This is a genomic window from Pseudomonas sp. FG29 (assembly GCF_057809355.1).
Window position 1 is genome coordinate 83,710 of the sequence record NZ_JBMDJU010000003.1, and the last position, 24,106, is coordinate 107,815.

Genomic DNA, 24,106 nt, shown 5'->3' on the forward strand with positions numbered 1-24,106 from the left:
CTCTTATTCTTGCAAGGGCTGTAGCTGGACACCGGCCTGTAGCCGCGCCAGTTGGTCGATGTCGTGGATGCCGAAGCCGATCTGGGTGACCGCCTGCGCGGCTACCGCCGTGGCCAGGCGCAGGGTGCGCTCGGCCGGCCAGCCTTCGAGCAGGCCATGCAGGCTGGCGGCCAGCAGCGAATCGCCGGCGCCCACCGTGCTGGCCACCTCGACCCGTGGCGGCAGCGCGCGCAGGGCGATGTTCGGGCCGTGCCAGTCGACGCCCTCGGCACCACGCGACAGCAGGATGTGCTCGATGCCCTGCCCGCGCAGACGCGTCACCGCCGCCTGCAGGTCGGCACCGCAGGCCTCGGCCAGCTCTTCTTCATTGGGTTTGATCAGCCAGGGCGTAGTGCCCAACGCCGCGCTCAGCGCCGCGCCGCTGCTGTCCACGGCCAGCGGTACACCGGCGGCTTTGATCCGCTTGAGCAGGCTGGCGAACCATTCGGGCGATACGCCACGCGGCAGGCTGCCGGCCACCACCACGGCGTCATGCCCGGCCAGCAGCGGATCGAGGGTTTCCAACAACTGCTGCAGATGACTTTCCTCGATCTGCGGGCCAAGGCCGTTGAGGTCGGTGATGCGTCCGTCGGCTTCGGCCAGCTTGATATTGCTGCGCGTCTCCCCCGGCACACGGACGAACAGATCGCGAAAACCGCGCTTGTGCATCAGCGTCTCGAACGGCGCGGCATTGGCGCGCCCGAGAAAGCCGCTGACGCTCAGCGTATGGCCGAGGTCGGCCAGCACCTGGGCGACGTTCAGCCCCTTGCCGGCGGCGTGGCTGGCAAAATCCCGGCAGCGATTGACCGCACCGGGCTGCAACTGGTCGAGGCGCAGGGTCAGATCCAGCGCCGGGTTCAGGGTCAGGGTGAGGATGCGCGCCATCAGTGCAGCCCTCCGGCCAGGGCGCGCACGGCGGCGGCGCTCTCCAGGTCGAGCGCCTGCTGCGCCAGGGTGCGTACCTCACGGCTGTCCAGCTCACGCACACGCGCCTTGACCAGGCCGATGCTACGCGGCGACACGCTCAGTTCGTCCACACCCAGGCCCACCAGCAGCGGCACGGCCAGACGGTCGCCGGCCAGCTCGCCGCAGACACCAACCCATTTGCCGTGGGCATGCGCGGCCTCCACGGTCATGGCGATCAGGCGCAGCACCGCCGGGTGCAGGCCATCGGCCTGGGCCGAGAGTTGCGGGTGGCCACGGTCGATGGCCAGGCAGTATTGCGTCAGGTCGTTGGTGCCGATGCTGAAGAAGTCCACTTCGCGCGCCAGCAGCGGCGCCAGCAGCGCAGCCGAGGGCACTTCGATCATGATGCCCAGTTGCAGATCCTGCACCGGGATTTCCTCACGCAGGCGCTGCGCCAGGTCGCGTGCGGCGCGCCACTCCTCCACCGTGCCGACCATGGGGAACATGATGCGCAGCGGGCGCCCCTCGGCTGACGTCAGCAGGGCACGCAATTGGGTTTCGAGAATCTCCGGGCGCTGCAGGCTGAGGCGAATGCCGCGCACACCGAGGAAGGGGTTCTCCTCGGCCGGCATCGGCCAGTACGGCAGCGGCTTGTCACCGCCGACATCCAGGGTACGCACCACCAGCGGTCGCCCGGCCAGGGCATCGAGTACGCGGCGGTATTCGAGTTCCTGAGCAGCCTGGCTCGGCGCCTGGGCGTGTTCCATGAACACCAGTTCGGTGCGCAGCAGGCCCACGGCTTCGGCGCCCAGTTCGACGGCATCGAGGGTTTCGCCGGCCGCGCCGATATTGGCGGCGACCTCCACCTGCACGCCGTCGCGGGTCAGCGCCGGTTCGAGACGTGTGGCATGCGCCAGCTCGCGGCGTTGCTGCGCCGCCTCGCGCTCGCGCAAGGCCTGCTGGCGGGTGGCGGCGTCCGGGTCGATGCGCACCAGGCCGCTGTCGCCATCGAGCAGCAGCGGCGTGCCCTGCGACAACGCCAGGATCGCTTCGCCAGCACCGACCACCGCCGGGATGCCCAGGGCACGGGCGATGATCGCGCTGTGCGCGGTGGCGCCGCCGTTGGCGGTGAGGATGCCAGCCACGCGCTGGCGATCCAGCCCGGCGACGTCCGACGGCGCCACCTCGCTCATCACCAGCACATAGGGTTCGTTCGGCTCGCTGGGCAGCTCGATGCCGCACAGGTGCGCCAGCACACGCCGGCCGATGTCACGCAGATCAGCCGCGCGCTCGGCCAGCAGCGCGTCGTGCAGGGCTTCCTGGCGCTGCGCGGCGGCTTCGATTTCCTGCTGCCAGGCGGCTTCGGCGCTGGCACCGGTTTCCAGGCGGGCGTCGACATCCTCGCGCAGGGCCGGGTCGTCGAGCATGGCCAGGTGCGCGCTGAATATCTCGCGAATGCTGGCCACGCCGGCGCCGTCGACCAGACGCTGAATCTGCGCGGCAATGGCGGCCAGCGACGCGTCCAGACGCTGCCGCTCGGCCGCCGCACCGGCGCCCTGCTCGGCAAACTCGAACGTCGGCATCACCCGCACCAGTGCCGGCCCCATGGCGATGCCGGGCGATGCCGCCACCGCCTGCAGTTTGCTGCCCGCTGGCGGCGCCAGTACCGGCGCTTCGGTCAGCATGGCGGGCGCGGCGGAAACTTCGTTCAGTAGCGGCTCGACCGCTTCCCCCAGGCCACTTTCCACGGCAGCACGCAACGCTGGCAGGGCATCGTCAGCAATCTCTGGCGCGGCACTGAACTCCAGCACCTGCCCACGACGTGCGCCGAGGGCCAGCAGACGGCTAAGGCTCTTGGCGGAGACTCCGGCGCCTTCGTCACCGAGCAGGCGCACGCGTACCTCGCCGGCGAAGCGCTGCGCCAGCTCGCTCAGCGTCTTGGCCGGCCGCGCGTGCAGACCATGGGCATTGAGCAGCGGCACCGACACGCTGGGCCAGTCCGGTGCGACCTCGCCGCCGAGGGCTTCGATCACCCGACGACTGTCATTGGCCTCGCTCAACTCGGCGGCGCGCCCACCGATCAGCACGTCGCACAAACGCTCCAGTGCCTGGCGGTGAGCCTCGCCCTGGCTGGCCAGGCAGAACAGGCCTTTGAGCGGTTCTCCGCGAAAACTCAGGGCCTGCGCCGGGGTGACGAAGGCCAGACCGGGGCGCTGCACGCTCTGCTCACTGTGCAGCCACCACAGGCCATCACCCAGCGGCAGTGCCTCGCTGCGCGCCAGACCCAGGGCGAAGCCACTGCTGGCGCAACCGGCCTGGCGCAGCAGGCGCGCGCCCTGCCACAGCAGTTCGTCGAAATCTTCGGCGGCCAGGCCCAGGCTGACCAGTTGCCCGTCCAGCGCCAGCGCCTGCGGCGCCCCTTGCAGCAGCTCGACGATCTGCTCGGGCTCGCGCGCCTCGCGCAGCGCCTGGCTCAGGTCGCCCTCGCCGAGGGCACGGGTAAGCAGTTGCAGCAGGTGCAAGTGTTCGTCCGACTGCGCGGCGATGGCGATGGCCAGGTAGACCTGCTGGCCGTTGCCCCAATCCACGCCCTCGGGGAACTGGATCAGGCGCACGCCGGTGTTGAGCACCTGGTCGCGGGTTTGCGGCGTGCCATGGGGAATGGCGATGCCCTGGCCGAGGTAGGTCGAGCCCTGCGCTTCGCGCGCCTGCAGGCCGCCGAGGTAGGCAGCAGTGGCCAGGCCACCGGCGGTCAGGGCCTCGCCCAGCAGGGCCAGCGCCGCTGCCTTGTCCACCGCCTGGCGGCCCATCTGGATCTGGCTGGCATCGAGTTCGAGCATGAAAACCTACCTCCGGCAGCATCGGCCAGCGGCGACTCGGTCGCACACCGGCAAGGGCATCTTGTTATGAATGGGCTAACGATCCGATAAGACTAGGCGCTGTGGGCAGAAAAACCCGCAGCGCGCAGCAGACAGACAAATCTCCTGCTGAATCGTTTCACCTAAGACTTGGCACCTTAGCTGATAATGAGTGATCCTTGAAGCCTGACACGTCGTGCTGCATCGAGCGGCATGCTTATCCACCTGCAGGACTTGCCCGTGAAACTCAGCGATATCGCCCGCCTGGCCCAGGTTTCGGTGACCACCGCCAGCTACGTGATCAATGGTCAGGCAACCCAGCGCCGCATCAGCCAGGCCACTATCGAGCGCGTGCTGGCGGTGGTCGAGGAACATGGCTATCGCCCGGATCAGCAGGCCGCCGGCTTGCGCCGCGGGCAGAGCCGCTGCCTCGGGTTCATCCTTCCGGATCTGGAAAACCCCAGTTACGCGCGGCTGGCCAAGCTGCTGGAGCAGAAGGCGCGGGCCGCCGGTTACCAGATGCTGATCGCCAGCTCCGACGACGATCCGCACAGCGAGCGGCAGTTGCTCGACCTGTTCCGCTCACGCCGCTGCGATGCGCTGATCGTCGCCAGTTGCCTGCCCCAGGACGATCCGCTCTACGCCGAGCTGGTCGCCGGCGGCCTGCCGATCATCGCGGTGGATCGCGCGTTGTCGCCACAGCACGTCCGCTCGGTGGTCAGCGATGACGAAGGCGCCGGCTACCAGCTCGCCAGTAGCCTGCTGCACGGCAAGCCCAAGCATATCGCCCTGCTCTCGGCACGCCCGGAGCTGGTCATCAGCCAGGCCCGTGAGCGTGGCTTTCGCCGGGCGCTGGAGGGCTTCGACGGGCGCGTGAGCATCTGCTACGGCGAACAGTTCAACCGCCGCAGCGGCTATGAGCAGATGCAGGCCCTGCTTGCCGAAGCCGGTTCGCCCGACGCCCTGGTCACCACGGCTTACGTGTTGCTCGAAGGGGTATTCGACCGCCTGCAGCAGCAACCGCAGTCGAGCTGGAATGCACTGCGCCTGGCCACCTTCGGCGACACCCAGTTGCTGGATTTCCTGCCCCTGCGGGTCAACGCCATGAGCCAGCAGCACGAGCGCATCGCCGAGCGCGTGCTGGCCTGGGCGCTGCTGGCGGTGGAACAGAACGATTACCGCCCCGGTATCGAGGCCATCGACCGCAGCTTCAAGGCCCGCGCCTGATCAACGCCCCTGGATCTGCCGCAGCAACGGCGCGCACTGATCCGGCTCGCCACCGCTACTCGGCGCCACCAGCGCCAGCAGGCCGGCAGCCGGCGCCACCGCCACGCCCAAGGCCACCAGGCCGAGGCCGCGCAGCGCCAGCGGGGTGGCCTCCACGCCTGGCGCCGGTTGTTTGAAGGTGCCACGCACATAGAGCGGCGAACGCAGGGAGAAGATGCGAAAGCCCTTGGTGGCCGGGGTGACGGTGAAATCCAGCCGCTCGCTGGCGAAGTTGGCGCTGCCATCAACCTTGATCACCGCGTTGTCGGTATCGATGACGAACAACCGCGTGCTCATCAGCCCCTGCTTGATGCCGAGATCAGCCGCCGCACAGTGGATCTTCACATCCTCGTCACCGAACAATTGCCCGACCAGGTAGTTGCCGACATTCAGACCAGCAATCTCCATCAGGCTGCGACTGACCGCGCCGTCGTTGATCAGCATCTTCAGCTCGCCGTCGGCACTGCCCAGCAGCGCCGCCACGGAATTGCCCCGGCCGCTGAGCTGGGTGTCGCCGTTGAGCGCACCGAGGCTGGTCTGCATCGGCGCGAAGGTCGGGAACAACTGCTTGAGCTTGAGTTCACGCGCCCGCACCCGCATCTGCCCCTGCAATGGCGTGGTCGCGCCATTCAGGCGGATCTGCGCATCGAGGGCACCACCGGCCATGCCGAAGCGCAGGGGTTCGAGGCTGAGTACGCCGTCGTTGAGCACCACATGGGTGTCCAGATCGGTGATCGGCAAGCGCTCACCGTGCACGATGCGCTGGCCGATGAAGCGCACATCGGCGTCCATCGCCCGCCAGCGCTCGGTGCGAAACGCGGAGACGGGCAGCACCTTGTTCGCCGGCTGCGCGTCACGCTCGCCGCGCTCACGCTTTTCCGCGCTGGAATCGGCGCCAATCAGCGGCGCCAGATCGCTGAACAGCAACTGTTTGGAGGTCAGCTGACCGGACAGCTTCGGCCGCGGCTGGCGTGCGACGAAAGTCAGGTCGCCATGAATGTCGCTGGCGCCGATGCGGCCGTTGAACCCCAGGTAACGGAAGATCGCCCCATCAGCATCACGCAGGTTCGCCTGCAAGCGGCCGTCGGTGCTGTAGGGCGGCGTGTCCGGCAGGGTCACACCGGTCAGCGGATACAGATGACCCAGGCTGGTACCGGACAGACGCAGGCGCAGATCCAGCGCGCCCAGGTTCTGTGGATCGGTCAGGCTGCCGGCCAGCACGATGCGGGTCGCGCCGATACGCAGATCGGCCTGCAACGGGAAAGGTTGGGTGCCATCCTGCAGCGCCAGCAAGCCACCGACCTTGCCACTGCCGCTCAACGGCTGGCCACGGAAGCTGCCCTTGGCCTGCCAGGCGAAGGCGTAATCCTGCGCACGGGCATTGCTTTCGGCCAACCGCTCGGAAGCGCTCTTGCCAACGATCTCGGCGAAAGGAATCGGCTCGCCCAGCGGCTCGATGACGGCCTCCAGGCGAGTCTTGCCGGGTTGATCATCCAGCTTCACCTGACCCTTGTCGAAGCCGATGGTGCCGATATCCAGCGTCCAGGGGCTGGGCTGTTCGGCTTCATCCGCCTGCTGCTGGCCCAGATCGAACACCCAGTTGGCCCGTCCATCGGCCAGGCGCTGCAGATCGACCTGCGGCGCGCCAAGCTCGATGCTCGGAATGCTCACGGTCTTCCACAGCAGCGGCAGGGGCGACAGGCGAAAGCTCACCCGCTCGAGGCGGACGAAGGTATCGCCCTGCGCCCAGTCGGGGTTGCCCAGGCGCAATTTCTCGGCGACGAAGTGCGGCCAGGGCACCCAGGCTCCCACACCCTGCTCGCCCGCCTCGCGCTGCCAGGCAACACGCAGGTCGCCCTCGATGGCGAACGGCCGGTTGAGCGCCGCCGACACCTGTTCGTTGATCAGCGGCCTGGCCCGATTCCAGTCGAACAGAGCGAGGAACAGCATGAGCGCCGCCACCAGCAGCAATACCAGGGCGAGTGACCAGGCCAGGAAACGGCGAAGGATGAGCAAACGGTGTATCTCCCTTCAGGTATTCGGTGCATAGAGTCTAGGACTGAAAAAATCCGCCAACGCTCCCCCGGCGTTGGCAGTAAGCTGAGCCTTCGCTCTCAAGCTCCGTTACCCATGCGCCTGATCGATACCCATACCCACCTGGATTTTTCCGAGTTCGACGCCGACCGCGCCGAAGTGCTGGCACGCAGCCGCGCTCAGGGCGTCGAGCGCCTGGTGGTACTCGGCGTGTACCAGGCCAACTGGCAGCGCCTTTGGCAACTGGTGGAGAACGATGAAGGGCTGTACGCGGCGTTCGGCCTACACCCGGTGTACCTGGACGAGCATCGCCCCGAGCACCTCGACGAGTTGCGCGACTGGCTCGCCAGGCTGGCCGGGCATCGCAAGCTATGCGCGGTGGGCGAGTTTGGCCTGGACTATTACCTCGAACAGCTGGATCGCCAACGCCAGCAGGCGCTGTTCGAAGCACAACTGCATCTGGCGGCGGAGTTCGACTTGCCGGCGCTGCTCCATGTGCGCCGCGCCCATGCCGCCACCATCGCTACGCTCAAGCGCATCCGCCTGACGCGTGGCGGCATCATTCACGCCTTTGCCGGCAGCTACGAGGAAGCCCGCGAGTACATCAAGCTGGGCTTTCGCCTGGGCCTGGGCGGCGCTGCCACGTGGCCGCAGGCCAATCGCCTGCGCCAGGTGGTGGCAAAGCTGCCACTGGAGGCCATCGTGTTGGAAACCGACTCTCCGGACATGGCGCCCGCCATGCATCCTTACCAGCGCAACAGCCCGGAATACCTGGCGGACATCTGCCGCGAACTGGCCCAGCTACGCGGCATCAGCGCCGAGGGACTGGCGAGCGTCAGCAGCCGTAATGCCCGTGAGCTGTTCGGCTGGGCATAAGACAGCTATACGCGGAACGCGCCGATCAACTGCCGCAAGCGCCCCACCAACGCACTCAGCTCGCGGCTGGCCTGCTCGGTCTGGCCTGCGCCCTCGGCCGTGCGCTCCCCGGCCTGGTTGATCTGCACGATGTTGTGGTCGATGTCATGTGCCACCGCCGTCTGCTGTTCGGCAGCGGCAGCGATCTGCTGGTTCTGATCGACGATCATGCCCACCGCGCCGAGAATGTTTTCCAGCGCCTGCTGCACTTTGCCCGATTCGCTGACGGTACTGTCCGCCTTGGCGTGGCTGGCATTCATGGCTTTCACCGCCGCCCCCACGCCACTTTGCAGACGGGCGATCATCGCCTCGATCTCTTCGGTGGACTGCTGGGTACGCTTGGCCAGGTTGCGCACCTCGTCCGCCACCACGGCGAAGCCCCGCCCCTGCTCTCCGGCACGTGCCGCCTCGATGGCCGCGTTGAGCGCCAGCAGGTTGGTCTGTTCGGCAATGCCCTTGATCACGTCGAGCACCTGGCTGATCGACGCGCTGTCGCTGGCCAGTTGGTTGATCACACTGACCGACTGATCGATCTCATCCGCCAGGCGCTGAATATTGCCGACCTGCGCCTCGACCAGGGCACGGCCGCTCACCGTTTCCTGGTTGACGCTCTGCGCGCTGCCCACCGCAGCCGCCGCACTGCGCGCGACCTCCTGCGCAGTCGCCGACATCTGATTCATCGCCGTGGCCACCTGCTCGATCTGCCCGCGCTGGCTGGCAACCGCCTGGTTGCTCTGCCCCGAAACCAGCTCGACACGATCAGCCTGACCTTCCACCTCACCCACCGTATGGCCGACGCGCTCGATCAGGTCATGGATACGCGCCACGGTCTGATTGAACACCTGCCCCAGCTCACCCAGTTCGTCACGGCTCTGCGCCTGGAAGCTCACCGTCATGTCACCGGCGGCGACACGATCCATGACCTGTCCCAGATCCTTCAGCGTGGTGCGCGTCGACACATAGAAGCCGCTGTACAGGTAGACGATCGCCAGGAATACCACCATCAGGGCAACCACCAACAGCACCATCTGCGCCCGATTGGCCTGCAGGCGCTCGACCAGTTGCGTATCGAGGAAAGCCAGCAAGCCATCGTTGAGCGCATAGGTCTTGGCCATCTGCTGGCTGACCTCATCGAAGAACTGTGCCCAGGGCGTGTCGAGGCTATCGGCGATGATCACCTTGTCCTCGAACAGCGCCGCGCTGTCCTTGAGTGTCTGCTGGCTGGCCGACGCGAGGTTACCCAGGCCATTCTGTGCAGAGAGGTTGCCTGCCAGCGCTTCCTGCAGGTTGAGCCCATATTCGGCATGCAGCTTTTCCATCTGCTGCAGCAACTCATCAAAACGGGTACTGGCCGACGAGTTGAGAAAACCCTGCCCCAGCGAGTAGGCCCCGATGGCCCGCCCCTGACTCAGCACGCTGGTAACCTGCGGCGTGACAGACGTGACCAGTTCGGTGATCTGCCGCACTTCGCGCTGCGGATCCTGGCTGAGCCCGGCCTGGCTGGCGATCAACTTGGTGAACACCTGGGAGCCGTTGAGCAGCTTCTCGACCATCACGGCCTTACTCTGCAGTGAGGTCTCGGCTTCGGCATGCTTGAGGTCGGCCAACAGCTTGTCACGCATGCTGACGAACTCGTTGGCCTGCTCGGCGTCGCGAGCCGCCGGCTGAAAGCCCTGCAACAGGCCGGCGACACTCGTCTGCAGCGCACCGATGCGCGTCTCCAGATCACCGGCCTGGCCGGACTGACCGATCATGGCATTGATCTGCACCAAATCGTTGAGGCTTTCCAGATCGCGGCGCAAACCCAGGCTGCTACCGAGCAGCTCGAGGCTGTCCAGCGCGCTCTGGGTTCCGTTGAACTGGCGATAGGAGTCGCGCACCAGAAAGAAGTTGGTGACCAGCATGGGCAGGAAGAACAAAACGCTGATCAGGCTGAACTTCATGCCGAAACTGAGGCGATTCATCAGCGCGATGGCTGGATACAACACAGTCTTCACTCGACGTCTCCATTGGCCATTATTCTTATTCGAATCATAGAAGGCGCTCAGCCTCCATCGGCAGAGCGTCGCATCCCATGTAGCGCCCGCGCCGGCCTGGCATCTAGCAGGCAGCCAGCCGATGACCGCAACGGGTAACGCCTTTATAGCCGTTATCGACGATGTTCTCTGTAACTTAAGGTTAAGCGAGCGCCCGTGATCAAGCGGGCGCGGCTTGCGGTGAAGGCAGGACGCCTCGACTCAGACGAACAGCACCCACACCGCGTAGCCCGCGTACCAGACCACCGCAGCGCGGATCAGCAACTGCCAGAGCTGATCCAGCGTCGCGACGCCCTGCTCGCCCAGTACCGGCTCCGACACCTCCCCTGCAGCGCGCCCGGCCTTGCTCACCAGTTGCGCGGCGGAAATGTCCCAGCTCAGCAGTTCATGCAACAACGCACGACTGACAGCAACGAAATTCCCCACCAAGGCGAAGCTCGATGCCAGCACGCGCGCCGGCAGCCAGTCGAAGGCATGCCGCAGTTGCCCGGCGCGCTCACGCAAGGCCGGCAATTCGGCGTGCTCGGCGACCAGCGCGAGCAGACGATAGGCGAGCGCCGCAACCGGCCCCAGCAGCAGGTACCAGAAGATCACCGCGAAAAAGCTCTGGTACGCCTGCCACAGCAGATAGCCCTGCACCTGGCTGAGCAGCTCCGTCCCATCCTCGGGCTGCAGACCGAGATCCCGCTCCACCACGTGATAAGCGGCCTGGCCGTCTTCACGGCGCCAGGCATCGCGAAATGGCCCGAGCGCCTGCAGCAGATCGCCACGCCCCAGGCTGTAGATCACCACCAGCAGATGGATGGGCAGCGCCAGCAGGCCGTACAACACCGGCTCCACCAACAGCAGAAGCAGACCGACGGCGACCACAGGCAGCAGAACCATGAGCGTCAGAATCAGCCAGGGCGACTGACGCAAATTGCCGCGCTGCATTACCTGCAACTGCGCCAGCCAGGTCGTATCACGCTGGATGCGCCGGCGCAGCGCGGAAAATTTCTCCACCCAGAGCACCAGCAGGATCACCAGAAAACTCATGCGTTCACTCCTTCACAACCGCGTAGTTCGGCATGCAGCCGCGCCCAGTCGAAAGCGCGGCCCGGATCGGTCTTGCGCCCGGGTGCGATATCGCAGTGCCCGGTAATGCGCGCGTCAGTCAGGGCCGGATAGGCAGCCATGAGCTGCCGCGTCAGTTCGCCCAGGCAAGCATATTGCGCATCGCTGTATGGCAACTCGTCGGTGCCTTCGAGCTCAACGCCCAGCGAAAAGTCGTTGCAGTTATCCCGCCCCTCGAAGCACGACACCCCGGCATGCCAGGCTCGCTGCAGACAGGAGACGAACTGAGTCAGGGCACCATCGCGCTCGATGAAGAAATGCGCGGACACGCGCATCTCGGCAATCTCGGCGAAAAAGGGATGCTCGTCAGGAGCCAGCCGATTCTGAAAGAACTCCAGCACCTTGCCCGTACCGAACTGACCAGGTGGCAAGCTGATGTTGTGCACCACCAGCAGCGAAATTTCGCCGCACGGGCGTTCATTGAAATTGGCCGAGGGGCAGTGGCGAATGCCCTGGAACCAGCCAGTTGCGGGATCAAGCTGCATGAGGCGCTCCTGAACGAGCCACCACTCTAGAGCAGCCGAGCGAGACGGCCAAGGGCAACGGCTATATCGATGCTCCAGGCCCGGATGCAGAATGCAAAACCCTTGAGGCAGGAAAGGCCGCTTGCACGGCTCTTCCCTTGGCAGGCTTCTACTGGCGCGTCTGATTCGATCAGGCGTTCTTCAGGCGCCTGAGGTTGCCAATCACCGACTCCAGCGCGCGATCGAACAGCAACGCGTCATCCAGCAGGCGAATGCTGTTACGGCGAAACTCAACAGCCAGCCCGGTGCGGGTCTTTTCCAGCACCTTCATGCCGGTGCGATTGACGAACACGTACTTGCCGGTCGGTTTGATGATCGCCGCCAGCTTGCAGCGCAGCTTGTGCTCCTCGTCCTCCTGGAACTCGACCCAACTGCCGACACGCAGGTTGTCGACTTGCTGAACGGCCTCATCATCCAGATCGAGAGCCACTTCAGGCTCTTGCGGACGACTTTGCCCTGGCGCCAGCAGGACGATCTCCTCGACCACCTCGACCATAGCCGGCTCGCCACTGGCAGGTTCGGGCTCGATCTCCAGCAGCGGCGCATCGAGCAAGGACTCGGCTGCTAACTCATCGGCAGGCACAGGCTCCGGCGCCGGACGCTTGAAGCGCTGGAAGGCCTGCACATGCAGCACCTCCAACTGACTGAAGAATTCACTGGTGGAGAACGGATCGAAGGCGGCACTGCTCATGCCTTCACGCAAGGCCTTGAGCAAGCTCGGCACCAGCTCCAGCAGACGCTGGCGATCTTCCGGCTCCTCGTGCGGCTCCACGCTCCACACCAGTTCATCCATGGTCTGCAGGGCAGCCTGCCACTCGGGCGAATTCACTCCATGCTTGAGGCAGGTAAGCATCAGCACCTTGCTCCAGGCCTCCTGCAGCAAACGCACCACCACTTCGGGCAGGGTCTTGCCCAGCAGGCGATCATTCAGCGCCTGCTCCACCTCACGGCGCGCCAGCTCGGCCTTGGCACTGCCCTCTTCGGCATCACGGGTGCGCTGTTCGAGCAACTCGCTGCGGCGACGCTCGTCGCCGGTGAAGGCCATGAAATCGGCCAGCAACTCGGAGAAGATGGACGGGTCATCGACGAAATCATTGAGCAGACGCTGCACCACCTGCTCGATACGCTGATAAAGGCTGTCGCGTTGCACATCGTCCTGATCGACCCAGCCCAGAGCCGCCGAAGCGATCTCGTTGAGCAGACGCCGCGCGGGGTGGCTGCCGCGACTGAAGAAGGTCTTGTCCAGTACCGCGACCTTGAGCATCGGGATCTGCAGGCGACCGATCAGTGCCTTGAGCGAGTCCGGCAGCGTGCGGTCGTCGAGGATGAACTCGAACAGCATCGACACCAGGTTGATCACGTCCTCATCGACTTCGCCGACCACACGGGTCTTGCCCGTCTTGGCACTGGCCCGCGCGAGCAACTGTTCGAGCTGAGGACGAAGATCGAAGTCGTCCACATCGACCTGAGCGGGAGCACGTTGCTGCATATGAGAAAGCAGACGCATCAGGTCGTTGCTGGAAATCGGCAGCGCGTCGCCAGCCACAGTACGACGGGGCATTGCGCTGCCGCGAACCTCTGCCAGCAACTCCTGCAGCACACCGAACACTTCCTGTACGCCCTCGTCAGCACCGGCCAGCAACGGCATGCCACCGTCACCAGCTGACTGCGCCGCAGAGCTTGCAGGACGGGGCTGGCGGCGCGGCGGAGCGGATTTGAGCTCAGGCAGCACGCCCACACTCACCAGCACCTGATTGGCTTCGGCGTAGAGGTTCTCGCAACTGCCGAGCACATACTTCTCGAACAGCTTGAGGATAATCAGCTTGACCTTGATCTCGACACCCAGACCGCTGCAGGCGTCGAGGAAATACTCACAGAGCAGACTTGGACCGAGCGGGTTGCTCTTGTCGTCGAGCTTGCGGCTGATCACCGCATTGAGACGAGTGGTCAGGTGCCCGAGGGCAACGCCATCACGATTCATGACCCGCGCCACCATGGCATCCATGGCCACGGTTTCTTCCAGCTCGTCGTTCTGAACCAGGCTCAGGCTGTCGAAGGAAACGGCATCCAGCGTCGGCTGCGGTTTGCCGATTTCGTACTGGTTGAGCGTAGCGAATGCCTCGAAAACCTTCTGCAGGAAACCACGCTCGATGCTCTTGCGCTTGAGGCGCAGGTCGCGCATGGCTTCGAAGAAGGCATTCTGCTCGGCATTGCTGGTCGCCCGATCCGCCATCTCGAAGAGGGTGTCGTCGGCGTTGTCGAACAGGCTCTGCAGGCTCTGCTTGAGCTGCTGCGCCGCTTTGTCACGCACCTGTATCAACGCCACGGGCAATCTTCCTACCGGCGAGGTTGGCGATAGCTCAGCGGTGGCCTTGTTCAAAGGCACCACGTTCGCGTCGGTCTTCATTCTAGTCTCCCGCAGACTGCCCGAAACTCAGGCTTCCTGGTCTGCACAGCGTCAACCGAGCGTCATCCCTAACGTCAAAGGCCTGGCGTCAATAATGAAAAAAGTAAAGCCATTATAGGGAGCCTGTGTGACATACCAAGCCCATTTTTCCCGCATCCATGAAGCAGATCACAGATAGTTGGCTGACATCCCGACGCCCGGATAGTGCCGCTGCAGCGACCAGGGGCTGCATTTCCTCGCCATCTCGACGAGAAGGCTGCACCGACGCCCAATACCCCACTTATAATCGGCGGCAATTCACTCCGGAGGCGCCCATGCCCAACCTGATCCTCGCCGACCTGCACAGCGAAATCGAAGCGAACGTCCGCCGCGCCCTGGCCGAGGACATTGGCAGCGGCGACATTACTGCCCAGTTGATTCCTGCCGAACGCCTGGCCAGCGCCCGGATCATCACGCGCGAGGCGGCTGTCGTGTGCGGCACCGCCTGGGTGGATGCCGTTTTCCGTCAGGTCGACCCGCGCGTGACCGTGCACTGGCAGGCGCAGGATGGTGATCGCGTGAGCGCCGACCAGACCCTGTTCACCCTGGAAGGCCCGGCCCGTGCCCTGCTCACCGGCGAGCGCAGCGCGCTCAACTTCCTGCAGACCTTATCCGCCGTCGCCACCCGCTGCCGCCACTACGCCGACCTGGTCGTCGGCACCCAGGTGAAACTGCTGGACACTCGCAAGACCCTACCCGGCCTGCGCCTGGCGCAGAAATACGCCGTCACCTGCGGCGGCTGCCACAACCACCGCATCGGCCTGTACGACGCCTTCCTGATCAAGGAAAACCATATCGCCGCCTGCGGCGGCATCGCCCAAGCCATCGCTGCCGCTCACGGCATCGCCCCCGGCAAACCGGTGGAAGTGGAAGTAGAGAGCCTGGAAGAACTGCGCGAAGCCCTGGAAGCCGGCGCCGATATCGTCATGCTCGACGAACTGTCACTGGAGGACATGCGCGAAGCCGTACACCTAAACGCAGGCCGCGCCAAACTGGAAGCCTCGGGTGGGATCAACGACAGCACACTGCATATGATTGCCGAGACGGGTGTGGACTATATCTCGCTGGGGACGCTGACCAAGGATGTGAAGGCGGTGGATTTGTCGATGAGGCTGATGCTGTAGGCCACCGGCCTCCGTTAGCCCTGCTGAGCGTCCTTCAACAAGATACATCTGGAATAATCGAGAAACTCATCCAGATGCCGGGTAATCACCGCCACGGCAATCGACACCTGCAGCGCCTGGTATCCATGCACGGCAATATTGCGATACCCCACCATGTGCTTGAGCGCCTCGACCAGACCATTGTCGATCCAGCCACCTATGGCGAGTAGCGCGAACACATCGCGCGCACTCTGAGGATACCGAGACGCTCACACCGAATCAGATGCTGCCCCCATATTCAGTGTCGCTTCACAAGCGCGCTGAATATTCAAAATGGCCGCATCCTGGCGGGTAACATCCTCGGCCAAGCTCGCCGAATCACGTTCGTATTCTTCCCGCTCCCGCCGGACGCAACGCTCGATGCTGGAAGTCTTGTTCAACAACACATCATCCGCCATAGAGACGCCCATCTTGTTCGATATTTCGGAGCAGCGCAGCCCTGGCACGACCCAATTCGAGCTTCTCGCTCAGTACGGCGCACTCGAACAAACCGGCCTCATCGCCATGGACACCCCCTGCACTCACCTTTAGTCAGCACCTGCTGAATCACGCTAGAGGCTCTGCGCAAGTCCAGCAGATCAACCGGGCAGCCAGCAATCTCCGCCGCCTAGCTCGCTAACGCCCACAGCACCAGCGGGTCAAAATAGCTTTACACCAACACAGCCAGATCGAGGTGACTGTGCTCGTCCGCCGTACCCTGAACGCGACTACCAAAAGCGTAAATAGCCATAAAACCATCTAGCCGCGAGCGTAACAACTCGACCAGAGCTGCATCATTTATGATAAACCTCCGTCTACCTAGCGAGCAGTCTATCCCCCTGCCACTCCTGCATCACGCAGAATGATCACGGGTTTCGCGTTGCCCTACCCGAGCTACTCGCTGGTGACGTTATTTACGTTATGAAATATATAGATGACCCGTCGATATTTGCTCGCACATATAGTATAGGTGCGCATATGATGACCGACGCTAGGCAATTGCGACATTAAAAACACCAAAGCAGGGCGATTTAATAGCTTCTGATCAACTGACTAAGCTCCAAGCGAGCATGACTTGATATCAACTAAAAATGCATGCCCCTAGAGTTTAACGAACTGACCAACCAATAGCTCCACATTCCAAAGATAGCCCATCAAAAAACCATATAGCAAGACATAAAACCCACCAAACAAGCAGCACTCACACCCTATCTAATCTTGAGCTTAATATAAGAAACCTTAGAATCAACAAAAATTTTGTCCTTCTCCCGCTGATCAAACATTGGCGGAGCGTGATCACCCACAACTATCACATCAAGCTTTGAAGTCACACCGGAAAGTAAACCTGCTAAGCCTTTAAAAAACTGAGCTTGCAGCTTGAGATTTCTACAAGCCTCACCACCAACTAAAACACCATATTCGGCACAGTCAAAAAAATCACCTCGCAAGTCACGAGAGTCATAAAACGAATGAGTATTGAGCGTTAGCCAATATATAAAATCCTTACCCTTCCGATTCAACAAAGGCTTGAGTTGCACCGTCATCAACTCAAGATCACACGCCCCGGGAAAGGAGTAGCAGCGCTCTTTCCACGACCCACTCTCGAAAAAAACCCTTTCATCAAAACCTACCCGAGGATACCAGTGAACACGATCATACATCAGCCCAACCGCACCATGCACAGCGTGCGTGGCGTAACCCTGCCTTTTAAAAAACCCAGGCAAGCACCCTTCAAATCCTTCTGAAACATTGGATAAGTTAAAATGATTAGGCTGAAGGCGACACAACTCTCTCAACTCTCCAGCTACGGTGGCCCCTACAAAATCTTTTGAACCAGACTCCACCACATCAACATTCTTGAGCTCGAGAAGAGGACTTATTAGGCGCTCAAAAATCAGAGGATTTGAAGTAGCCCCCCAAGACTCATTAACAATAAGCAAGACCTTATCTTGAAACTCAGCACCCACATCAAACCACGCATCAGAGGCCCCTTTATAAGCTGCCTTGGCAAATGGCTGCCCTTCCTCGAAATACTTCTCAAGAAACGCACCTTGGCGATATGTATAAAAATAAACAACCTGACTCGAAACAGGAACGCCTTCAGGCACACGCCAAAACTTTCCGCGTTCTACATCTCCTCCGTACACTGAAAACACATAGAACAGCAACGAAGAATTCAATAACGCCAGACAACCTAATAACGTAGAACGCCTAACTGAAAGAAAAAAGAACCAGAACACAAATAACAACAACACCACCAGCACACAAAACAAAACCTGCCAACCTAAAGCAGCGACAGGGATAAAACCCATAAGATAAGCTATATCTTGCAACCTAACAAAAGGAAACACCTGACCAACCAGGACTATTGAGTCCACAAAAACACAAATCAAGAGCAACGGATAAAACAAAAAACGCAACGGAGTAAAAAAAACAACAGCACAAAATATATAATCAAAATTCACATAAGGCCGACCCAACCCAAAATAAGAAGCAAGCAGTCCAAATACAATATTTGGAAAAACAACCACACCAATCAACCAAAGAAAAGAAGAAGTACTTCTCAATACATCACCCCATATAAAAACGCCCCGCATTGCGGGGCGTAATTGAATCGCAAGCAGTTAAGAACCAGCAGCACCGCACTTGCTAGCATACTGCTGAGGAACCGTAGTTGCACAGTTCCACAGGCCGGTATCGCGAGTGTATGTGTAGGTTACGGTGTCACTAGCAAGATTAGCATTAACACCAGTAGTGCCGAAAGTATAAGTCAGCACATAGCTTCCGTCAGTCCCGTTGTACGCCGGCGCTGTTACTGCACCGTACTCACCGGTAAGCTGCAAGCCTAAAGCGTTAGTGGTGGCGTTAGCAGCGCCTGTCGAAGCGGCGAATGCTTCTCCTTGATCAATGCGTTCCTGGATAGCAGTACGAGCACCGCCAAGCAAAGCATGGGACTCGGAGAACTGACTACGAGCGATATAATTTTGATACTGAGGAATCGCGATGGCAGCCAAGATGCCGATGATGGCAACCACGATCATCAATTCGATAAGGGTAAAACCCTTTTGCATTTGAGCTTTCATTTTTTTCTCCAAATTGAATAGGCCCATTGACCTACCTGACACAAAAGCACAGGACGTGCCAACTCTCAAACACGCTCCGTAACAGGCCTTTCCCGGCTCCCAGAGTCACCGACCAGCACAAGTCTCGCCACTAACTGTCATTTTTTGTCACCTTCAATTGCGAGGTTTGGCAGCGCCCCTGCAACTGGGCTATAAGGCAAAGATTATGTGTGGAGCCCGTGATGAACGACAGCATTTCTCTTTCCGGCCTGGCCAGGCAATTAGCGCAAACCGGGCTACTGGACGAAAAAGCCGCCCAACAAGCCCAGCAGCAAGCCCAGCGCAACAAGCTGTCACTGGTGACCTATCTGGTACAGAACAAGCTGGTCAAGAGTCGCGCCCTGGCGGAATTGGCGTCCGAGCAATTCGGCGTCGCGTTCTTCGACCTCAACACCATCGATAAGGAAAGCCAGCCGCGTGAGCTGGTCAGCGAGAAACTGGTGCGCCAGCACCGCGTGCTGCCGCTGTGGCGGCGCGGCAACAAACTGTTCGTCGGTCTTTCCGACCCCACCAACCACCAGGCTGTCACCGACGTTCAGTTCAGTACCGGGCTCAATACCGAGGCCATTCTGGTCGAGGACGACAAACTCGGCGATGCCATCGACAAGTTCTTCGAATCGTCCAATAGCGGCATGGATGATCTGGCTGACGTCGATCTGGACGGTTTGGATGTCGAGGCGGTCAATGACGACAAGCCAATAGGCGAAGCAGGCGCCGATGCGGACGATGCTCCAGTGGTGCGCTTCGTCAACAAGATGCTGCTGGATGCCATCAAGGGCGGCTCCTCCGACCTGCACTTCGAACCCTATGAGAAGACCTATCGCGTCCGTTTTCGTACCGACGGCATCCTCCATGAGGTGGCGCGCCCACCGATCCAGTTGGCGCCACGTATTTCCGCTCGCCTCAAGGTAATGGCCGCGCTGGATATTTCCGAACGGCGCAAGCCGCAGGATGGGCGAATCAAGATGCGCGTATCCAAGACCAAGGCCATCGACTTTCGCGTCAACACCCTGCCTACCCTATGGGGCGAGAAGATCGTGATGCGGATTCTCGACCCTACCAGCGCGCAAATGGGTATCGACGCCCTCGGCTACGAGGAAGAGCAGAAAGAGCTCTATATGAATGCTCTCAAGCAACCGCAGGGCATGATTCTGGTCACCGGCCCCACTGGCTCGGGCAAGACGGTATCGCTCTATACCGGCCTGAATATCCTAAACACGCCAGATGTGAATATTTCCACCGCCGAAGACCCGGTGGAGATCAACCTCGAAGGCATCAACCAGGTCAACGTCAACCCCAAGCAGGGCATGGATTTCACCCAGGCGCTACGCGCCTTCCTGCGTCAGGATCCGGATATCATCATGGTCGGTGAGATCCGCGACCTGGATACCGCCTCCATCGCTGTCAAGGCCGCCCAGACCGGGCATATGGTGATGTCTACCCTGCACACCAACAGTGCTGCGGAAACCCTGACGCGCCTGCGCAATATGGGTGTTCCGTCCTTCAACATCGCCACCTCGGTAAACCTGATCATCGCCCAGCGCCTGGCGCGCAAGCTGTGCAGCACCTGCAAGAAAGAAGTGGACGTGCCACGCGAGACGTTGCTGGCCGAAGGCTTCCCCGAAGACAAGATCGGCACCTTCAAGATTTACGGCCCGGTTGGCTGTGATAACTGCAAAGGCGGCTATAAGGGCCGTGTCGGTATTTATGAAGTGGTTAAAAACACGCCCAACCTGCAGCGCATTATCATGGAGGAAGGCAATTCCATCGATATCGCCACCCAGATGCGTAAAGACGGCTTTAATGATCTGCGCACCTCCGCTTTGCTCAAGGCCATGCAAGGGGTTACCAGCCTTGAGGAAGTCAACCGCGTAACCAAGGATTAACCATGGCGGCAAAAGCTCTGAAAACCAGTGTATTTACCTGGGAAGGCAAGAACAAAAGCGGCGCGGTCGTCAAAGGCGAGATTAGTGGACAAAATCCCTCGCTGGTAAAGGCGCAACTGCGCAAGCAAGGCATAAACCCGACCAAGGTGCGCAAGAAATCGGGCCTTTCGCTCGGTGGCAAAGGCAAGAAAATCAAGCCCATGGACATCGCCCTCTTCACCAGGCAGATGGCGACCATGATGAAGGCAGGTGTGCCTTTGCTGCAGTCCTTCGACATCATCGCCGAGGGCTTCGACAACGCCAACATGCGCAAGCTGGTGGACGAAGTGAAGCAGGAGGTCGCCGCCGGTAACAGCTTTGCGGCAGCGCTGCGCAAGAAGCCCGAATACTTCGACGAACTCTATTGCAACCTGGTGGAATCGGGCGAACAGGCCGGCGCCCTAGAAAACCTGCTGGATCGTATCGCCACCTACAAGGAAAAGACCGAAGCGCTGAAAGCCAAGATCAAGAAGGCAATGAACTACCCCATCGCGGTAGTCGTCGTGGCGATCATCGTCTCCGCCATTCTGTTGATCAAGGTAGTGCCGCAGTTCGAGTCGGTATTTTCCAGCTTTGGCGCCGAGCTTCCCGCTTTCACTTTAATGGTCATAAATATTTCTCAAGTTTTGCAGGAATGGTGGTTCATTTTCTTGATCGCGATATTCGCCGCCGCCTTCGCTTTCAAGGAAGCGCTGAAACGCTCGCAGAAGTTCCGAGATTCGGTGGATCGCTTCGTGCTCAAGCTGCCTATTATCGGTGACATTCTCTACAAGTCTGCCGTAGCTCGCTTTGCCCGCACGCTATCAACCACCTTCGCTGCAGGCGTACCGCTGGTCGATGCATTGGACTCCGTATCCGGGGCAACCGGCAATATCGTCTTCAAGAACGCGACCAACAAGATCAAGGCCGATGTTTCTACCGGCATGCAGCTCAACTTTTCGATGAAGACCACAGGCATCTTCCCCTCCATGGCTGTGCAAATGACCGCCATCGGCGAGGAATCCGGCGCTCTCGATGAAATGCTGAGCAAAGTTGCCTCCTTCTATGAAGAAGAGGTGGACAATATGGTCGACGGCCTGACCAGCCTGATGGAGCCCATCATCATGGCTGTGCTGGGTGTACTGGTTGGCGGCCTGATCATCGCCATGTACCTGCCGATCTTCCAATTGGGCGCCGTGGTTTAAATGCTCGTTCTCGACTTTCTGGCCAGCAACCCGCTGGCCTTTGTTTTCTGTATCGCCTTGATCGGCCTGCTGGTAGGTAGCTTCCTCAACGTCGTCATCTATCGCCTGCCCCTGATGCTGCAGCGTGACTGGCAAAGCCAGGCACGCGAGGTGCTGGAGCTACCGGCCGCACCCAAACAGGCCACCTTCAACCTGATTCTGCCCAACTCGAGCTGCCCTCACTGCGACCACGAAATTCGCCCCTGGGAGAATGTTCCGGTCATCAGCTACCTGTTTCTGCACGGCAAATGCGCAAGCTGCAAGGCGCCCATCAGCAAGCGCTACCCCTTGGTTGAACTGGCCTGCGGCCTGCTCTCGGGCTATATCGCCTGGCATTTCGGCTTCACCTGGCAGGCCGGCGCCATGCTGATTCTGAGCTGGGGCCTGTTGGCGATGAGCCTGATCGATTCGGATCACCAGATCCTGCCGGACGTGTTGGTACTGCCGTTGCTGTGGCTGGGGCTGATCGTCAATGACTTCGGGCTGTTCACCAGCCTCGAAGAGGCCCTGTGGGGGGCGATTGCCGGTTACCTGAGTCTGTGGTCGGTGTACTGGCTGTTCAAGCTGATCACCGGCAAGGAAGGCATGGGCTATGGCGACTTCAAGCTGTTGGCCATGCTCGGTGCCTGGGGGGGCTGGCAAGTGCTGCCGCTGACCATCCTGCTGTCGTCACTGGTGGGCGCGGTGCTCGGGGTGATCATGCTGCGTATGCGCGGTAGCGCCACCAGCACACCAATTCCCTTCGGCCCTTACCTGGCCATTGCTGGCTGGATCGCCCTGCTCTGGGGTGACGCCATTACCACTCGCTACCTGCAGTTCGCCGGATTTTGACTGATGCGGCTCGGGTTCTCCGAGCCGCCTTCCGGACAATAAGCCTGCGCTACTTTCCCCGCATCGCAATCCGCTCTACCCTTGCGCCACTTCAATCCCCAGGATGCTTCCATGCCGCAATGGATAACCCGCCCGGGCTGGCCCGGCCATCTGCTCGCGATGGCGGGCGGCGCGCTCACCACACTGGCGCTGGCGCCCCTCGATATCTGGCCGTTGGCCGTCATTTCCATCGCCTTGCTCTACTTCGGCCTGCGTGAGCTGCGTCCCGGCCAGGCAGCCTTGCGCAGTTGGAGCTATGGCTTCGGCCTGTTCGCCTCCGGCACCAGTTGGGTGTACGTCAGCATTCATGACTATGGCGCGGCCTCGCCAGCACTGGCGGGCCTGCTGACGCTGGGCTTCGTTGCCGGGCTTGGCTTGTTCTTCGCCCTACCCGGCGCGCTATGGGCACGCTGGTTCAGGCGCAGCGAGGCGCCGCTACCGGATGCCCTGGCCTTCGCCGCGCTGTGGGTCGCTCAGGAGGTATTCCGCGGCTGGTTCCTGACCGGCTTCCCCTGGCTCTACGCGGGCTACAGCCAGCTCAGCGGCCCGCTGGCTGGCTTGGCGCCAGTGGGCGGGGTCTGGCTGCTGTCGTTCGTGCTGGCGCTGTCGGCGGCGCTGATCGTCAACCTCAACGCGCTGCGCCCGAAAAAGCCGTTCTATGTCGCGGCGGTAATAATTCTGCTTGCGCCCTGGGGTGCAGGGCTGGCGCTGCAGGATCACGCCTGGACGAGTGCCAAGAACCAGCCGCTCAAGGTGGCCGCCATCCAGGGTAACGTCGCGCAGAACCTCAAATGGGATCCGGCACAACTCAATGCTCAGTTGGCGCTGTACCGCGACCTCAGCTTCAGCGCCAAACCGGTAGATTTGCTGATCTGGCCGGAAACCGCCATCCCGATCCTCAAGGATCAGGCACAGGGTTATATCGGCGTGATGGATCGTTTCGCCCGTGAACGCAACATGGCGCTGATCACCGGTGTGCCGGTACGCCAACCCAACGCGCGCGGCGAGATGCGTTACTACAACGCCATCACCAGCTTTGGTGAAGGCCAGGGCACCTACTTCAAACAGAAGCTGGTGCCCTTTGGCGAGTACGTACCGCTGCAGGAAATCTTGCGCGGCTTGATCGCCTTCTTCGACCTGCCGATGTCCGACTTCGCGCCAGGCCCTTCGGATCAGCCTCCGCTTTTGGCCAAGGGTTACCGAATAGCGCCCTACATCTGCTACGAGGTGGTGTATCCGGACTTTGCAGCACAGCTCGCCGCGCAGAGCGACATCCTGCTGACCGTGAGCAACGACGCCTGGTTCGGCACCTCCATCGGCCCTTTGCAGCACCTGCAAATGGCACAGATGCGCGCACTGGAAGCCGGTCGCTGGATGATCCGTGCCACCAATAACGGTGTGACCGTGCTGATCGATCCCCACGGCCGCGTAAAGGAATGGCTGCCCCAGTTCGAGCAGGCCGTGCTCTATGGCGAAGTACAGGCCATGCAGGGGCTGACGCCTTATCTGCAGTGGCGCAACTGGCCATTGGCAATCCTGTGCGCGTTGCTGCTGGGTTGGGCGCTACTGGCCAGTCGCATGGCCAAGACGGTATAGGGACGGCTTCAATCGTCGCACCACGACTCCCGGATTGCATCCGAGCTACCCGCTGTAGGGCGGTCTCGCGAGCGAAGCGAGCAGCCCGCCA

At 61.5% G+C, this 24,106-nt stretch carries 16 protein-coding genes and 2 pseudogenes; 7 read left to right on the forward strand and 11 right to left on the reverse strand.

What is annotated here, in order from left to right; genetic code table 11:
- Window positions 1-3: 3 nt before the first annotated feature.
- Window positions 4-924, reverse strand: coding sequence for a 1-phosphofructokinase (gene pfkB, locus ACODS1_RS05630; protein ID WP_489084876.1), 921 nt, complete (start codon window positions 922-924; stop codon window positions 4-6).
- Window positions 924-3,785 (reverse strand): phosphoenolpyruvate--protein phosphotransferase, encoded by a 2,862-nt coding sequence (ptsP, locus tag ACODS1_RS05635; RefSeq protein WP_489084877.1) that lies wholly within the window; start codon window positions 3,783-3,785, stop codon window positions 924-926. The genes pfkB and ptsP overlap by 1 nt, the downstream gene beginning before the upstream one ends.
- Before the next feature lie 258 nt (window positions 3,786-4,043).
- On the opposite strand from ptsP, the gene cra reads away from it, so the two are divergent.
- Complete coding sequence (cra, locus tag ACODS1_RS05640) at window positions 4,044-5,030, forward strand: catabolite repressor/activator (protein WP_489084878.1); 987 nt, start codon at window positions 4,044-4,046, stop codon at window positions 5,028-5,030.
- Here the strand turns inward: cra and ACODS1_RS05645 are convergent, their stop codons facing one another.
- A complete protein-coding gene (locus ACODS1_RS05645; RefSeq protein WP_489084879.1) occupies window positions 5,031-7,085 on the reverse strand; it encodes an AsmA family protein in 2,055 nt (684 codons plus the stop codon).
- Between the two features lie 114 nt (window positions 7,086-7,199).
- On the opposite strand from ACODS1_RS05645, the gene ACODS1_RS05650 reads away from it, so the two are divergent.
- Window positions 7,200-7,979: a TatD family hydrolase gene (locus ACODS1_RS05650; RefSeq protein WP_489084880.1), complete on the forward strand. Its 780-nt coding sequence runs from the start codon at window positions 7,200-7,202 to the stop codon at window positions 7,977-7,979.
- A 5-nt stretch (window positions 7,980-7,984) separates the two neighbouring features.
- On the opposite strand, the gene ACODS1_RS05655 is transcribed toward ACODS1_RS05650, so the two are convergent.
- The 5 genes and pseudogenes from ACODS1_RS05655 to ACODS1_RS05675 form a co-directional block, all read right to left on the reverse strand.
- Window positions 7,985-8,698: a methyl-accepting chemotaxis protein gene (locus ACODS1_RS05655; protein ID WP_489085016.1), complete on the reverse strand. Its 714-nt coding sequence runs from the start codon at window positions 8,696-8,698 to the stop codon at window positions 7,985-7,987.
- Between the two features lie 141 nt (window positions 8,699-8,839).
- A pseudogene (locus tag ACODS1_RS05660) lies at window positions 8,840-9,982 on the reverse strand (HAMP domain-containing protein); the annotation flags it as partial.
- Window positions 9,983-10,255: 273 nt separating this feature from the next.
- Entirely contained in the window at window positions 10,256-11,089 is an 834-nt protein-coding gene (gene ampE, locus ACODS1_RS05665; protein ID WP_489084881.1) for a regulatory signaling modulator protein AmpE, read from the reverse strand.
- The gene (gene ampD, locus ACODS1_RS05670) at window positions 11,086-11,652 is read right to left on the reverse strand and encodes a 1,6-anhydro-N-acetylmuramyl-L-alanine amidase AmpD (protein WP_322980199.1); all 567 of its coding nucleotides are present in this window, start codon (window positions 11,650-11,652) and stop codon (window positions 11,086-11,088) included. The genes ampE and ampD overlap by 4 nt, the downstream gene beginning before the upstream one ends.
- Before the next feature lie 169 nt (window positions 11,653-11,821).
- A complete protein-coding gene (locus ACODS1_RS05675; RefSeq protein WP_489084882.1) occupies window positions 11,822-14,098 on the reverse strand; it encodes a DUF1631 domain-containing protein in 2,277 nt (758 codons plus the stop codon).
- A gap of 314 nt (window positions 14,099-14,412) precedes the next feature.
- On the opposite strand from ACODS1_RS05675, the gene nadC reads away from it, so the two are divergent.
- Window positions 14,413-15,261, forward strand: coding sequence for a carboxylating nicotinate-nucleotide diphosphorylase (nadC, locus tag ACODS1_RS05680; RefSeq protein ID WP_489084883.1), 849 nt, complete (start codon window positions 14,413-14,415; stop codon window positions 15,259-15,261).
- Window positions 15,262-15,275: 14 nt separating this feature from the next.
- Here nadC and hepT read toward each other — a convergent pair.
- From hepT to ACODS1_RS05695, 3 genes and pseudogenes are all read right to left on the reverse strand, one after another.
- Window positions 15,276-15,698, reverse strand: a pseudogene (gene hepT, locus ACODS1_RS05685) (type VII toxin-antitoxin system HepT family RNase toxin).
- Window positions 15,699-16,487: 789 nt separating this feature from the next.
- Window positions 16,488-17,846: a sulfatase-like hydrolase/transferase gene (locus ACODS1_RS05690; RefSeq protein WP_489084884.1), complete on the reverse strand. Its 1,359-nt coding sequence runs from the start codon at window positions 17,844-17,846 to the stop codon at window positions 16,488-16,490.
- Between the two features lie 57 nt (window positions 17,847-17,903).
- Window positions 17,904-18,389: a pilin gene (locus ACODS1_RS05695; protein ID WP_489084885.1), complete on the reverse strand. Its 486-nt coding sequence runs from the start codon at window positions 18,387-18,389 to the stop codon at window positions 17,904-17,906.
- 194 nt (window positions 18,390-18,583) lie between these two features.
- Between ACODS1_RS05695 and pilB the strand changes: the two genes are divergently transcribed.
- The 4 genes from pilB (at window position 18,584) to lnt (ending at window position 24,015) form a co-directional block, all read left to right on the forward strand.
- On the forward strand, window positions 18,584-20,287 hold the full coding sequence (gene pilB / locus ACODS1_RS05700) for a type IV-A pilus assembly ATPase PilB (protein WP_489084886.1): 1,704 nt from the start codon (window positions 18,584-18,586) through the stop codon (window positions 20,285-20,287).
- Between the two features lie 2 nt (window positions 20,288-20,289).
- Window positions 20,290-21,510 (forward strand): type II secretion system F family protein, encoded by a 1,221-nt coding sequence (locus tag ACODS1_RS05705; protein ID WP_489084887.1) that lies wholly within the window; start codon window positions 20,290-20,292, stop codon window positions 21,508-21,510.
- Window positions 21,511-22,380: a prepilin peptidase gene (locus ACODS1_RS05710; RefSeq protein ID WP_489084888.1), complete on the forward strand. Its 870-nt coding sequence runs from the start codon at window positions 21,511-21,513 to the stop codon at window positions 22,378-22,380.
- Window positions 22,381-22,491: 111 nt separating this feature from the next.
- Window positions 22,492-24,015 (forward strand): apolipoprotein N-acyltransferase, encoded by a 1,524-nt coding sequence (gene lnt / locus ACODS1_RS05715; protein WP_489084889.1) that lies wholly within the window; start codon window positions 22,492-22,494, stop codon window positions 24,013-24,015.
- Window positions 24,016-24,106 lie beyond the last annotated feature (91 nt).